Annotated in this window: 8 protein-coding genes and 2 pseudogenes; 5 read left to right on the top strand and 5 right to left on the bottom strand. The window is 55.8% G+C overall.

All coding sequences use genetic code 11. The annotated features are described in order from the left end of the window. Nucleotides 1-7: 7 nt before the first annotated feature. Together D9V82_RS12415 and D9V82_RS07160 are read right to left on the bottom strand one after the other, a co-directional pair. Nucleotides 8-1,381, bottom strand: a complete 1,374-nt coding sequence (locus D9V82_RS12415; protein WP_121911727.1) for an NlpC/P60 family protein — start codon at nt 1,379-1,381, stop codon at nt 8-10. Between the two features lie 1,438 nt (nt 1,382-2,819). Beyond that, nucleotides 2,820-3,278 carry an Rv1476 family membrane protein gene (locus D9V82_RS07160; RefSeq protein WP_239088581.1) on the bottom strand — a complete coding sequence of 153 codons (459 nt, stop codon included), beginning with the start codon at nt 3,276-3,278 and terminating at the stop codon, nt 2,820-2,822. Between the two features lie 386 nt (nt 3,279-3,664). Here D9V82_RS07160 and can point away from each other — a divergent pair, with 386 nt between their 5' ends. From can to D9V82_RS07180, 4 genes and pseudogenes are all read left to right on the top strand, one after another. Further along, nucleotides 3,665-6,481 carry an aconitate hydratase gene (gene can, locus D9V82_RS07165; protein ID WP_204084033.1) on the top strand — a complete coding sequence of 939 codons (2,817 nt, stop codon included), beginning with the start codon at nt 3,665-3,667 and terminating at the stop codon, nt 6,479-6,481. A 192-nt stretch (nt 6,482-6,673) separates the two neighbouring features. After that, nucleotides 6,674-7,249, top strand: a complete 576-nt coding sequence (locus tag D9V82_RS07170) for a TetR/AcrR family transcriptional regulator (RefSeq protein WP_121911729.1) — start codon at nt 6,674-6,676, stop codon at nt 7,247-7,249. 747 nt (nt 7,250-7,996) lie between these two features. Further along, nucleotides 7,997-9,193, top strand: a pseudogene (locus tag D9V82_RS07175) (IS3 family transposase). After that, entirely contained in the window at nt 9,175-9,714 is a 540-nt protein-coding gene (locus D9V82_RS07180) for a mismatch-specific DNA-glycosylase (RefSeq protein WP_121911730.1), read from the top strand. The pseudogene D9V82_RS07175 and the gene D9V82_RS07180 overlap by 19 nt, the downstream one beginning before the upstream one ends. Here the strand turns inward: D9V82_RS07180 and D9V82_RS07185 are convergent. From D9V82_RS07185 to D9V82_RS07195, 3 genes are read right to left on the bottom strand one after another with little or no spacing between them, the layout of a single operon-like run. Next, the gene (locus D9V82_RS07185; protein ID WP_052750540.1) at nt 9,711-10,445 is read right to left on the bottom strand and encodes an ATP-binding cassette domain-containing protein; all 735 of its coding nucleotides are present in this window, start codon (nt 10,443-10,445) and stop codon (nt 9,711-9,713) included. The genes D9V82_RS07180 and D9V82_RS07185 overlap by 4 nt on opposite strands. Continuing rightward, nucleotides 10,432-12,408, bottom strand: a complete 1,977-nt coding sequence (locus D9V82_RS07190) for a hypothetical protein (RefSeq protein ID WP_234457288.1) — start codon at nt 12,406-12,408, stop codon at nt 10,432-10,434. Before D9V82_RS07190 ends, D9V82_RS07185 begins: the two co-directional genes overlap by 14 nt. 35 nt (nt 12,409-12,443) lie before the next feature. Beyond that, nucleotides 12,444-12,869 (bottom strand): lactococcin 972 family bacteriocin, encoded by a 426-nt coding sequence (locus D9V82_RS07195; RefSeq protein WP_234457289.1) that lies wholly within the window; start codon nt 12,867-12,869, stop codon nt 12,444-12,446. Nucleotides 12,870-13,020: 151 nt separating this feature from the next. Here D9V82_RS07195 and D9V82_RS07200 point away from each other — a divergent pair. Then, nucleotides 13,021-13,740, top strand: a pseudogene (locus tag D9V82_RS07200) (IS3 family transposase); the annotation flags it as partial. Between the last annotated feature and the right edge of the window lie 127 nt (nt 13,741-13,867).

Genomic DNA, 13,867 nt, shown 5'->3' on the forward strand with positions numbered 1-13,867 from the left:
GCTAAAATTAGAGAAGGCGCACTACATCCGGGGTCGCACCAGCCCAGCGCACAGGGGAAACCTGTACATTTTGCCCGGACTGTGGGGCCTCAATCATTTGGCCATTGCCCAGGTAGATCGCAACATGCTGGCTGCCACCGGGTCCGTAGAAGATAAGGTCGCCGCGTTGTATATTCTCGCGCGAGACCTTTTTGCCCATTTGGTATTGCGCACCGGAATAGTGCGGAAGATTCAGTCCGGCTGCGGCGAATGCATACTTAGTCAAACCGGAGCAATCAAAACCTTGTCGGCCGTAGTCACCAAAACTATCGGCAACTCCGCCGTCCCGGAGGCCACCGGTTGGACCATTATTGTCGCCACCGCCCCACACATATGGGGTTCCAATCGCAGATTCTGCGCGAGCGATTACCGCTTCAATCTGGCTGCTATTGCCTGAGAGAAGGCTGCCTGGCTCTTGACCGATAGCGGAAGAATCAGTGCTTGCCGATGGCGCCGTATCAGGACTGCCCACCCCTAGCAGGTCGGCCGTTCCCTCCATCAGTGCCCGCACATCATCTTGGTCTACGGCGGCGGCAATCTCACCCGCAATATCTATGACTTCAGATGCCGAGGATCCACTGCCATAGTCCACAGTATTAAAGGACGGTTTAGCCCCCTGGTTGAGGACGGTGCCGAATTCCGCCTGCGGGGTGGTTGCCTCCCGTTGCTCCTCTACAGCAGCGTCATCAGGGTCCACCGCGTTAAACGGAGTTACATCTGGGACTATCTCATCAGTAAAGGATTGAGTCTTGTCTTTATTCAAGCTATTAGACTTGACTGAAAGATCTGGAGAGGCATCCTCAACTTCTATTGAATAAGGTTTATAGCCTTGACTTTGCCCCGTTGGGAGTTCGCTCTGCTGAGCTACTTCCAGCGCCTGCTGCCGCTGAGCAAACGCCGCTTCGGCAAAATTGCGCGTAGCATTCATTTGAGCTTCTCGCTGGGCGAGGTTACGGCGATGCTCCACCAATGCCGATTCGGCTGCACGTTTGTCAGCATAAGCCTGGTCAAGTTCTAATTCACTTTCCGCAACCGCCGGATCGGCCGAGATCAGGTCAATGCGTTGCGCCGCAGCTGCAGCCCGTTCCTCTGCCAGGTTGACCAGCTTCCGCAGCTGGTCTATTTGCCGCTGCTGAGCATCAACATTGGAAACAGCACGGGCAATAGAGTCATCTACATCGGTGCTTGTAGCTTCTTCGACCACTCCAGTTTGAACGGGATGGGAGTGCTCGTCCGCTCCGGCGGGGTCAACGGCGGTCAAGGGCGATAGCGCTGCGATGCCTGCGACCGCAGCAATAATTGCGCGAACGTGTCGTATGCGCGGTAGACGAATGGTGGCCACTGGAATTTTCTCCTTTTTGGACCACCTTCCTTTTGAGAAGGGGACATAATGGGCCGCACCTGGGCATGGGAATGCCCGAGAGACCCTAGGCCTAGCTTTTCGCACAGCAGCATGCCCAAAGTCTGAGGGGGTGCGCACTTTTGCTAAAGCTCTATGACGAAGACTTGAACCAGTAGCCTCACGACTCAATAACGATCAATCGCTACTATTTTCCCATGCCAGCGACATGTATAGTGCACTGTCTCCACGTGTTGTACGCGGTGCAATGCGAGTGCGAGTGTTCTAGCGCTGCAGGGAGCAACTGCTCTCCCCGCCACAGGGCCAACCCTGGATTGGCGTATCTTCATCGAGCTTTACTTGTCACATGCGGCGAGTTGAGGTAAACGACAGAATCCGGGCTCTTCGCGCGCTGCGCTTAGCACGGTGAGAACTGCCCTATGGTGTGTGGCTCAACTCGCCGCGGCGCAGAAGTACAGCTTCAAGCCTGAGCTCGTTCCTGCGAGGGCAAGCGGCCACAAACCATGAACAGGCCACACGATGCTGGCCCTAGTGTGATTCCGGTGCCCTCATTCACTCATTCTGTGCGTCCCCGACTGGGCTCTCCTGCGAACCCCATGGCTAGATCCCGCTTCACCGGGATCCCCGCATCGAAGGGTTCGCCAAAGAACCACACTCGCATACACACACGATGGAGCTCTAGCGACCTTGTCTCACTACTTTAAGGAAGGTGGGTGATGTTTATTTTTCGAACGTTGTCATCACTCAAGTGAACAGTTTTCTGGCCTCCCATTCGAGAGGTCCCTCATGGTTCATTGACTCCCAAGTACCGTCAATTGCTCAATTCCCGCGAGGAGTGCTTCCCCACATGCCTGCGTGAATCTTCAATTGACCGTCAAGGCTAAGCCCATGAACTCAGTAAGATATTCATACCCCTTGAGTCGACACCCGAATCATACGTCACGACACGCTCTTTTCACACACGTTCCACTTAAATCCGTGGAGTCAAGTTAAACCACATGACATAGCAGACGCATCTCACCTGCAAGAATTTCTTGTTGTCCCATAATTGTTATTTACATCACTTGCAATTGCCAATGTTGATGCCCAGAGGTTGCCGGTACGGATGGAATCGAGAAACACTACCGCCACAGCACCACCCCCGAAGCTCCACTCCCCCAACCGCAGTCAACCACTAAGCCTTTACTTTCCCCCCTCCCCCACTCTCCTGTCAGCTTGGTCCGTTAACGGTTTTCTTGGTTCCCTAGCGTCCGAAGCGGACCGAGGGATTACTTTGGGAAGTAAACAAATTACCCTAATTTGTTGACGACTATTTTCTAGAGAACTCGAGGAGGCTTTCGGAGCCCCTCGGTGGAGCGGCGGACTACGGCACCGCGTACACCCTCAAAATGTAGGGCGCGGTTTCTTTGAAGGCCGGTACTTAACCTCGAACCTCGCGATAGCGAGAGGCCTGCCTATAACTTAAGCCGCCGAAAAACAGGGCGAACACGGACACGACAGTGACGATCGTGACCATCGGAAAGCTACTTTGCTCTAACCCCGCATAGTACTGCTGTAGGAGATCGATTTGACTTAACCCCGGCGCAAGTTGGGCTTGGGAAGATTCAATATCCGCGCGGCTATAGTTCTCGCTGACCGAAGCTACATGGCGCGGTGTCTGCACGATGACGGTATGCAGATCCGTAGCGTCATATAATTCTTGTGCAATATCGCGTGCGTCAGCCGCTTTGGAGACAGGCACATCGACGACAGCGAGCCCATCACCCTCACGCAGCCGCCCGGCGACGTTTTCATTTAGCTGAACATCCGATGCTAGGGAGGGTGTCGAATAAGCTACGCCGTCCTGCCTGAGCTGCTGGGCTAGCTGTGGGACGTCCACTTCACCGGGAACCAAAATCAATCCCCTCTCTCTTCTTTGCTAGTACGGAAGCTTATGCACCCGAGATCGGGGGTTGCGCACTGGGCTTGTATCGGTGTTTTCTCTGTTAAAGATAAAGGTTACCGCCCTTGCCCACGCGGTTAACGCGCCGGGCGTAGCAAAAAGCTTTAAACAGAACGCTTGTCCCGTTACAATGAGAACAACGGAAAGGTTTTACCTCTACAATAAGTGGGTAAACCATCGCGTTTTTGCCGTCTTAGGCACTGCGGGCCCCATGGCTTCGTCTCGACCACTCTGTGGTCGCGCACCTTTTGCTTATCCCGCAACTCCAGTAGGCGGCCAGAAAAACAGAACAGACTGCTTATCAACAAGGAATGGAGCTCCCTGTGACTGAAAGCTTGAACTCCTTCGGAGCCAAGAAGACCCTTGACGTCAATGGTAAGTCTTATGACTACTTTGACATCAACGCGGTTCCTGGCATGGAGAAATTGCCCTACTCCCTCAAGGTGTTGGCAGAAAACCTGCTGCGCAATGAGGACGGTAAAAATGTTAACACGGACCACATCAAGGCCCTTGCCAATTGGGATCCAAAGTCTGAGCCAGATACTGAAATTCAATTCACTCCGGCCCGCGTCCTCATGCAGGACTTCACCGGCGTTCCCTGTGTGGTCGACCTTGCAACGATGCGTGAGGCCGTATCCGCACTGGGCGGTACTCCAGACCAGGTTAACCCCCTGAACCCGGCCGAGATGGTTATTGACCACTCAGTCATCGTTGAGGCCTTTGGCTCCACCGACGCTCTTGAGAAGAACGTTGAAATCGAGTACCAGCGCAACGAAGAGCGCTACCAGTTCCTGCGTTGGGGTGCTGAGAACTTCTCTAACTTCCGCGTTGTTCCCCCGGGAACCGGGATTGTCCACCAGGTCAATATCGAGTACCTATCCCGCGTTGTCTTTGACAATGAGGGCCTCGCTTACCCGGACACCTGTATCGGCACCGACTCTCACACCACCATGGAAAACGGCCTCGGCATCCTGGGCTGGGGCGTCGGTGGCATCGAGGCAGAGGCCGCCATGCTAGGCCAGCCGGTATCGATGCTCATCCCGAAGGTCGTAGGTTTCAAGCTGACCGGGGAAATCCCGACCGGCGTTACCGCAACCGACGTCGTCTTGACCATTACGGAAATGCTACGTGAGCACGGCGTGGTCCAGAAGTTCGTGGAGTTCTACGGCAACGGCGTTAAGTCCGTCCCGCTGGCTAACCGCGCCACCATCGGCAACATGTCGCCAGAGTTCGGCTCTACCGCAGCCATCTTCCCGATCGACGAAGAGACCACCAAGTACCTCGAGCTCACCGGTCGCCCGCAAGAACAAATTGACCGCGTGGAGCAGTACGCCAAGGCCCAGGGCATGTGGCTAGCAGAGGACGCCCCGGAGCCGGAGTACTCCGAATACATCGAACTCGACCTATCCACCGTTGAGCCATCCATCGCCGGTCCTAAGCGCCCGCAAGACCGCATCCTTCTTTCGAAGGCTAAGGAACAGTTCCGCAAGGATCTGTCCAACTACACCACCGATGACGTATGCGTGGACGAGTCCTCCGCTGAGGCCAAGCGCATGTCCGCTGAAGGCGGCGCACCTCGCAACGAGGATGTCACGGGTGGCTTGAACAAGTCGCGTAAGGGCCACGGCGAATCCGCCGCCGCTGGCGCTACGGGACGTCACTCCAACCCGATCACCGTTGAGCCTGACAATGGTGGCGAATACACCCTTGACCACGGCATGGTAGCAATCGCCTCGATCACCTCTTGCACCAACACCTCCAACCCATCCGTTATGGTGGGTGCAGGTTTGATTGCACGTAAGGCCGCTGCGAAGGGGCTGCGCTCCAAGCCATGGGTCAAGACCATCTGCGCACCTGGTTCCCAGGTGGTTGACGGCTATTTCCAGCGTGCAGACCTCTGGAAAGACCTCGAAGCTATGGGCTTCTACCTCTCCGGCTTCGGCTGCACCACCTGTATTGGTAACTCCGGCCCACTGCCTGAAGAAGTTTCTGCAGCCATTAACGAAAACGACTTAGCAGCGACCGCAGTTCTGTCTGGTAACCGCAACTTTGAGGGGCGTATCTCCCCTGACGTAAAGATGAACTACTTGGCGTCTCCAATCATGGTTATTGCCTACGCTATTGCCGGTACCATGGACTTCGACTTTGCCCAGCAGCCGCTGGGCCAGGACGAAGATGGCAACGATATCTTCCTGGAGGACATCTGGCCGACCCCGCAAGAGATAGAGGACACCATCCAGTCCGCTATCTCACGCGAGATGTACGAAGCTGACTACGCCGACGTCTTCAAGGGCGACGATGCATGGCGCAACCTGGATGTTCCTGAGGGTCAGACCTTCGAGTGGGATGAGGATTCCACCTACATCCGCAAGGCGCCATACTTCGAAGGGATGCCTACCGAACCGGATCCAGTCCAGGACATCAAATGCGCTCGCGTTCTTGCTAAGCTGGGCGATTCCGTCACCACCGACCACATCTCTCCTGCATCCGCCATCAAGCCAGGAACCCCGGCTGCGCAGTACCTGGATGACAACGGCGTTTCCCGCTCTGACTACAACTCCTTGGGTTCCCGCCGCGGTAACCACGAGGTCATGATGCGCGGTACCTTCGCCAACATTCGCCTGGCTAACCAGCTGGTAGATGAAACCGGTGGTTATACACGCGACTTTACCCAGGAAGGCGCACCGCAGGCATACATCTACGATGCATGCAAGAACTATAAAGAAGCCGGGATCCCACTGGTTGTTATCGCTGGTAAGGAATACGGCACCGGTTCTTCCCGTGACTGGGCTGCAAAGGGGACCAACCTGCTGGGCGTGAAGGCGGTAATCACCGAGTCCTTCGAGCGTATCCACCGCTCGAATCTCATCGGAATGGGCGTTATCCCGCTGCAGTTCCCTGCGGGCGAATCCCACGAGTCCTTAAACCTGGACGGCACGGAGACCTTCGACATTGAGGGCATCACCGAGTTCAACGACGGTTCCATCCCGAAGACAGTTCACGTCACCGCTACCAAGCAGGACTCCGACGAAACCGTCGAGTTCGATGCTCATGTACGAATCGACACCCCGGGTGAGGCCGAGTACTTCCGCCACGGCGGTATCCTACAGTACGTGCTGCGCCAAATGGTGAAGAGCTAAGCACTTAATGCGACGACAAAGTACTATGCTTCTGGGCTTAGTGCTCGTTGCTGAGTGTGATGACGCGGGGTCGCACCGCTCTCTCCCCTAGAGGGCTCTGCGGTCCCGCATTTGTTCATTGTTGTTCTATGTTTGTTTCACAACATACTTAACTTAAAGTATTAAACAGCCCTAAAAGGAGACGACCTCACCATGCCAATCGTGAGTGAATCTGAGTTAAATCGGCGTCGTCACGAAATTCTCGTTGGTGCGCGGCATTGCTTTGCCGAACACGGCTACGAGGGCGCGACGGTCCGGCTCTTAGAGCAAGCCACGGGGAAATCACGGGGCGCCATATTCCACCACTTTGGGGACAAGGAATCTCTATTTCTTTCATTAGCCCGCGAAGATGCCGCACGTCAGGCAGAAGTAGTGGCCAATAACGGCCTCGTCGAGGTCATGCGGGAAATGTTGCGCCACCCAGAACGCCACGATTGGCTCGCCACGCGCCTGGAGATCACTTCCCTATTGCGCACGGACGCCTCGTTTGCCGCTCGGTGGAAAGAACACCAGTCCATCCGTGACGAGGCCATCCGCGCCCGACTCGCATCCAACGCGGAGCAAGGCCGTCTGCGCGATGATGTGGATATAGATACCCTGGTCAGCTATTTGGAAACCTTTATGGATGGGTTTATTAATAGGCTTGCCTTAGGGGATACGGATGGTCTGGAGCGTGTCCTCGATCTGGTAGAGCAATCCATTCGGAGTTCTAGGTCTCCACAGCGCTAACCGAGCCCATTACGTTGTTGACAGTTCCGTTTGCGGTCACCCAGGATTCGTAACCTGCCCCCATGCTGGGGCAGGTTAGGTTTGTGTGCGTTCCTTTTGCTTTTCTTTTTAAGAAGCAGTGGAACTAGTCGCTGGCTTCGGTATGGCTTATTTTCGTCCCTGTCTGGCGATGATCCGGGGGGGGTGATGCCGCCGAAGGCAGTGAGATACTCCAAACTGCTAATAGGAACCTGACCCACATCACGTGTGCGAGGTCTCAAAGTAATGTGGATGCCAGCGTGAAGTATGTCCCACCACCAGCGATGAAAGAAGTCTCATACTCATTCAACTCGCTAGGAGGCCTGACATGGTCTACGACTATGTCATTGGAATGGATGTTGGAAGATGGGCCCGACCCCCGAAAAGTGGACACATCGGGGGCTAGCTATGCTGCTTTGGTCAGTATAGCCGAAGTCTCGATTTCAAAGACATCAGGCGCTACAAGGTTGCACCAAGAGTGCCGTCTTCGCGTGTTATAAAGCATGCACCACCGGTGTTAGGACCACGGATTTAATAACGCCGTGGTGAGCAAGCAGTAACGCCCGGGTGAGTATTGAGTAACATCCGGGCGTTGATCATGAGCAACTACTTTGAGTGGGCTTCTAGGCGCATGTTCGGTCCTTCCAGTGTGATGTTGGACCTGACCCCCATTCGGTGGACACCTGATATCCAGCCCAGTCGAGCTGGGAAGAAAGGTAATCTACCACCATGTCCAGGTACTCCGAACAGTTCAAACGCGACGGTGTGGCCCTCTATGAAAACAATGAGGACCTCTCGCTGAACTCAGCATCAGCCGAGCTCGGAATCAACCGAGCCTCGCTACATTCATGGGTCAAAAAGTACGGCACCGGCAAACGTGCCCGCATAAAAGCAGTGCATGATAAAGCCCAAGCGGCGAATGATTCTGCGCGAATCCGACAGCTGGAAAAGGAAGTCTCTAAGCTGCGCGAAGAACGCGACATCCTGCGTAAGGCCGCGAAATATTTTGCTTAAAGCAACTCACAGGGAGTTCTGCTTCCAAGTGTGTCTATGACCACCGAACCGAATACTCGGTTAAGCGGATGTGCCACGTGTTAAAGCTGAATCGTTCCTCGTTTTATAAATGGGTCCACACCCGTAAAAAACGCAGGATAAGAGATGTATTCCGACGGTCTTATTGGTGCAAGAATCAAGACCATCTTCGATGATGAGCACGGGCTTTACGGTGCTAAACGCATCGCGGCAAGCCTCAAGGAAGACCTGGTGTATACCCCGGTCAATCACAAGAAAGTTGCACGCATCATGAAAACCATGGGACTTCAAGGCTTTAGCAAACGGCGTCGATGCATTACTACCAGGCGTAAGCCTGGTCACCGTGTCATGCCAGATCTAGTAGGCCGCAAGTTCACAGCTAATGAGCCAAATCGTGTGTATGTCGGTGACATTACTTACCTGCCGTGTAGGGGAGGCAAGAACATGTACCTTGCCACAGTCATTGACACGTATTCACGTAAACTTGCAGGTTATGCACTCGCAGACCACATGCGGGTCTCACTAGTTATCGATGCTCTAGCCCACGCACACGGCGTGCGCGGCAGTCTTGACGGGACTATTTTCCATTCAGATCACGGCAGCGTGTACACCTCACAAGCCTTTAGGAACTACTGCTCGTCGTTAGGTGTGCGCCAGTCCATGGGCGAGGTTGGAACGAGTGCCGATAATGCCCTGGCAGAATCCTTTAACGCCACCTTAAAGCGGGAAGTGCTGCGTGATCGGAAAGTCTTTGACAACCCAATTAGCTGTCGTCAAGAGGTCTTCCGGTGGTGCATGCGCTACAACACGCGCAGGCGGCACTCCTGGTGCAATCTCGTAGCTCCTGATGTCTTTGAAGCCGAGACTTCAGCTACGTGGACCACAGCAGCATAGCTAGCCCCCGATGTGTCCACTTTTCGGGGGTCAGGCCCGTCGGCATCAACCCGAGCCTGTGGACCGCCGCTACCGGCGCGCACTTCGCCCGCCCGGGTAACCGCTTCTATCCGGCCTTTTTCCGAGCTGGGTTGACTGCCCACCAGTTCGATGCCTCGGGCGGCTACGCGGACGCCGACTTTGACGAGCTGCAAGAACGTGGCATCGGCGTGTCCAACCTCGTTCCGCGCGCCACCGCCCGCGCCGATGAGCTAACCACCGACGAGCTGCGCCAGGCCCCGGCACGCCTGGACGATATCGTTAGCAAACACCACCCGAAGGTCGTGGCCGTGCTGGGAATTACCGCTTACCGCAAGGCCTTTAGCCTGCCCAAGGCGGCCATCGGGGAGCAGGACTCGCCGTGGGAGGGCACCCGCCTGTTTGTGCTCGACAACCCCAGCGGACTCAACGCCCACGCCAGCGTCGCGGACCATGCGGCCGGGTACCGGAAGGTGGTCAAGGCCGCGGGCATCGCGATTTAATCCCGCGCAGAGCCGGAGACTGTGACCTGGCGATCATTGATGCGCAAGGTGTTGTCAGCGGCAGCAATAACTGCGGCATCGTGGGTGGCGGCCAGAACGAGTGCGCCCCCGTCCGCAGCTCGCCGCAGGAGCGCGATAACTTGGTCGCGGTTTGTGGGGTCGAGGGAGGCGGTCGGCTCGTCAGCGAACACATAAGCCGCGCCGCGGAGCAGGGCTCGGGCGATGGCCAGCCGCTGCTGCTCGCCTCCGCTGAGAATAGCTGCCGGCCCGTCGAAGGGGACATCAAGACCGACTTCGCCGAGGGAGTGCAGCAATTCTTCTTTGGAGTATTGCTTCCTGGATAGCCCGAGGGTGAGGTTATCTTCGCAGCTTAGTTCGGGAATGATTCCGTGGTCTTGGTGGATTATCGCTGCGCGTTCTCGCCAGAACCTCCGCCTCCGCTTCATCTTCCACGCGGAGGCATTCTCGCCGTCTATCCGGAGGAGGCCGTCCGCCGGCGGCAGGAGCCCGGCCAAGGTGTTGAGCAGCAAAGTCTTTCCGGAACCGCTGGCCCCACAGATGGCGACAAAGCCTGGCCCGGGTAGGGAAAACGTTGCATTTTCCACGAGGGACTTCTTCACCGTCCGCGTGCTGCGTCCCGCAGAATAGGTCGATTCCGCGGCGAGACAGAGATGAGAGGTGGAAATCTCCGGCGGCAGAGTGGGGGACTGATTGGGGCTAGCCAATGACATTGTGACTCCTAGGGGAGGCGGACATGTGCTGAGAAATACTGAGACGGACAAAACCGAGGTAGACGATTAAGACAAGGCAGCTTAGCGCAGTGAAGGTGTAGAGGAACGGGTTGGGAAGCAGTAGCGGAGCCAGGACGGACAATATGACGACAACAGTCAGGCTGACCAGTTGGCTTTTGAATAGTCGCCACATCGTTTTGTCCGGTGATTGCCCAGCGCTGTGGAGGAGTACCAGGAGGCGACGGTGAACTCGGAGCTGGATGCGCGCCTGGACTATCAAGGCCGCAAGCGTGGCGAGCAAAGCTCCGAGGGCGCTCAGGATACTCAGCCAGAACAGCGCCGTGTTGGCTACTAGTTCGGCCAGACCGCGATCGGCCGCGTGTACCGGGTACACGTAGCCTTCGAGGCCGGCAGCGGTAAGTTCTGGACCCAGTTCCGAGAAATCCGCGAAGAGCAAATTTTTACTCGAAGCTGTGGAGCTTAGGAAGTCTGCGTCGAAGCCGGATAGATCGTCCGTTTCAAGCACGTAAAAACAATCGCCGGGAACCAGTTCCCCCGACATTGTTCCACTAATGAATCCGACCGCATGATCGGCACTGACCGGACCAATTTGCGCAGACTTAAGGAGCAGGTCGCCGGATTCCTGAGCCCACAGATCCACGGAAGCTGCGAAATGCTCTTGGGCTGCGGAATAGTCGACCGAGTGGTTGTCGTCTCCGGGACGGAACTGATAATCCTGCAGATCGTGCCATTGGCGGTTGGCAAGTGCCACGGGGCAGGAGTCCGGCACACCGGTAGCTTCTTTCGGCAAAGTATGGCTGAGGACAGCCCCGTGCTCCCGTTCCCAGCTGAGCGCGAAGTCGCGGAAGTTCTGCTGCACACTGGGCGGCAAGAGCTCGCCTTCTTCCGCGCGGCCAGCAGGGCCGTCGAAGTTGGTTTGAAAATGCAAGGCTCCAAACTCCGCGAGAGATTTCCAGGTCTGCTGGGCCTCGGATTCCTGCTGGTAGGAGCGGAGCGCAGCCGCTGAGCTAAGACCCGCTGCCACAAAGGTCACGCAGGTAAAGACCGAAATTACTTTCAGCGCTTTTCCCGCCGCCTTCTCTGCGGGGGCACGCTGCCCCAGCAGCGCTACTGCGCGGCGCAACAATGGGGCGGTGACGGCTACGGCCAAACCGGTGGTAGCCAGGGCCAAGCCTATCCCGGCGGCGTAGAACCTGAGGAACAGGAAGGCAAAAGAATAGCTCCCTTGGCGGGCGAGGAATGTACTCGCAAGGCCAATGAGAACTAGGTGCGGGAGGATGACAAAGGTCCATTGCCGCCAATTGCCTTTTTGGCTGCGGTGCCCGCCATTTATTGTGCGCAGCGCTGCCAATCTAAGACCGGAAACCCGAAGAACAAATACCAGGGCAAAAAGGGAAACGACAAATAGAAGCAGGATCGCCACCAACGCGGGTAGGCGGAACACGATCGATTGGATGAGGTGGAAAAACTGCGTCTTTTCGCTCAACCTGAGCCCCGCGTACTTAGCAGACTCATAGAATTGGCTAACATCGCCGCCCGTCTCTTTTGGAACCAAGACGTAGTCACCGTGGTAATCCAGCGACCCAAGTTCACTGGTCGCTTGCCTCAAGGCATCAGGCCGGTTGAGTCGGGGAATGCGTTCTGGAGCTGGATAATCCTGTTCCAGCGGGATGAAAACTTCGTGGGAAGTCCCACTTGCGTCATCGGTGCCAGTCAGCCGGTAGATGGAGTAGCCATTCTGCTCGGCCAATGAAACCAGTGAGTTACGGATTACCGTCGGTGCGTAGTCGGACTCAAGTTCCTTCGCGAGAGGAGTCTTAGGTTCGACGTAATCAAGGCTAAAGGTTGATTCGACCCCTAAGGACAAGGGCTTGGTGGAGTCAACCAGGGCAGTCAGCAGCCACCCAGTGGTCGCGATGACTGCAGCAAGAAGTAGGCTCAAAAGCCCAAGTACTAGGGGTCGAATGCGCAAGAGTTTTAGCAGAAGTTGTAGTAGTAGCTGTCCTTAGTGCCCGGCAAATTCGTCGCCCAAAGCTCGGCGATCGACTTCTGGCCGCCGCGGGTGTTGATGCTTCGTTGCGTTCTGCCGTTGACGGTCACAGTCGAAGTATGACAGCGATTCACGGTGAAATAAGAACGCGCCTTAGCGTTCCAGAAACCGTACTCCCAGGTACCGCCACCTGCAGGGTAGCGAACTTTCCGGCCGACAGATGCCCAGTAGGTTGTGAAGGCTGGTGCTGCCTCGCCGAGTAGCTCGGCCATCACACCGGAAGCAAAGCCTCCCTTGGCGCCGTGGTCTTGGAATTCTTCTGCGGAAGCAACGGCTGAGTTAGATACGGAAACGCTCAGAGCAGAGGCAATCAGCAGCGCTGCAAACTGCCGAGTGCGCTTTTTGGGGGTCATAACAGTCTCCTTTGAGAGAGAAAATGAGGCGGGATTGCCTCAAAAGGGAGACTACCCTAAGTGAATATAAATGGGAATAGAACCAGTTTTCTAATTTTATTGGTACTTTTCACGGTCCTTAGGCTCGGGAGGGCGGTGGTTGTCCTTGGTCCGCTATGTCTTGGATTCACCCCACTCGGTCAAGCGGATGTGCAACGTATTAAAGCTCAATCGATCCTCGTTCTACAAATGGGTTAACACCCGCGAAAATCGCAGGTTAAAGATATGCTCTGATGCTCTTATTGGTGCAAGAATCAAGACCATCTTCGATGATGAGCACGGGCTTTATGGTGCTAAACGCATCGCTGCAAGCCTCAACGACGATATGGACTTCGGCCCGATAAATCACAAGAAGGTTGCACGCATCATGAAATCCATGGGGCTAAAAGGCTTTACCAAACGGCGTCGATGCATCACCACTAGGCGCAAGCCTGGTCACCGAGTCATGCCAGATCTAGTAGGCCGCAAATTCACCGCTGACAGGCCGAACCACGTCTATGTAGGCGACATCACCTACCTGCCCTGCAAGGGCGGCAAGAACATGTACCTTGCCACAGTCATTGACGCCTACTCGCGCAAGCTCGTTGGTCATGCGCTAGCCGATCACATGCGGGTATCTCTGGTTATCGAAGCTTTGTCTCATGCCAGCAAAGTCCGCGGAAACCTTACTGGGGCAATTTTCCATTCTGATCATGGCAGTGTGTACACCTCACAGGCTTTTGGGGACCACTGCGCCCAACTTGGTGTGCGCCAATCCATGGGAGCGGTGGGAACGAGTGCCGATAATGCCCTGGCAGAATCGTTTAACGCCACCTTAAAACGTGAAGTCTTGTGAAGTGTCCCAGGTTTTGTTCCGTTTGAGTAGATGGGAAAATCTGGAATATGCCAAGAAAATTTGACCAAGATGCGAAGGACCGTGTGGTCCGTCTCGTGGAAGACCGCATCTTGGCGGAAAACAT

Origin of the sequence: Corynebacterium macginleyi (assembly GCF_003688935.1) — a bacterium.
Classification (GTDB): domain Bacteria; phylum Actinomycetota; class Actinomycetes; order Mycobacteriales; family Mycobacteriaceae; genus Corynebacterium; species Corynebacterium macginleyi.

Bases quoted from the DNA above. Each gene is read 5' to 3' on its own strand.
- D9V82_RS07195 (WP_234457289.1), bottom strand. From the start codon at position 12,869: ATGACCCCCAAAAAGCGCACTCGGCAGTTTGCAGCGCTGCTGATTGCC.
- D9V82_RS07185 (WP_052750540.1), bottom strand. From the start codon at position 10,445: ATGTCATTGGCTAGCCCCAATCAGTCCCCCACTCTGCCGCCGGAGATT.
- D9V82_RS07170 (WP_121911729.1), top strand. From the start codon at position 6,674: ATGCCAATCGTGAGTGAATCTGAGTTAAATCGGCGTCGTCACGAAATT.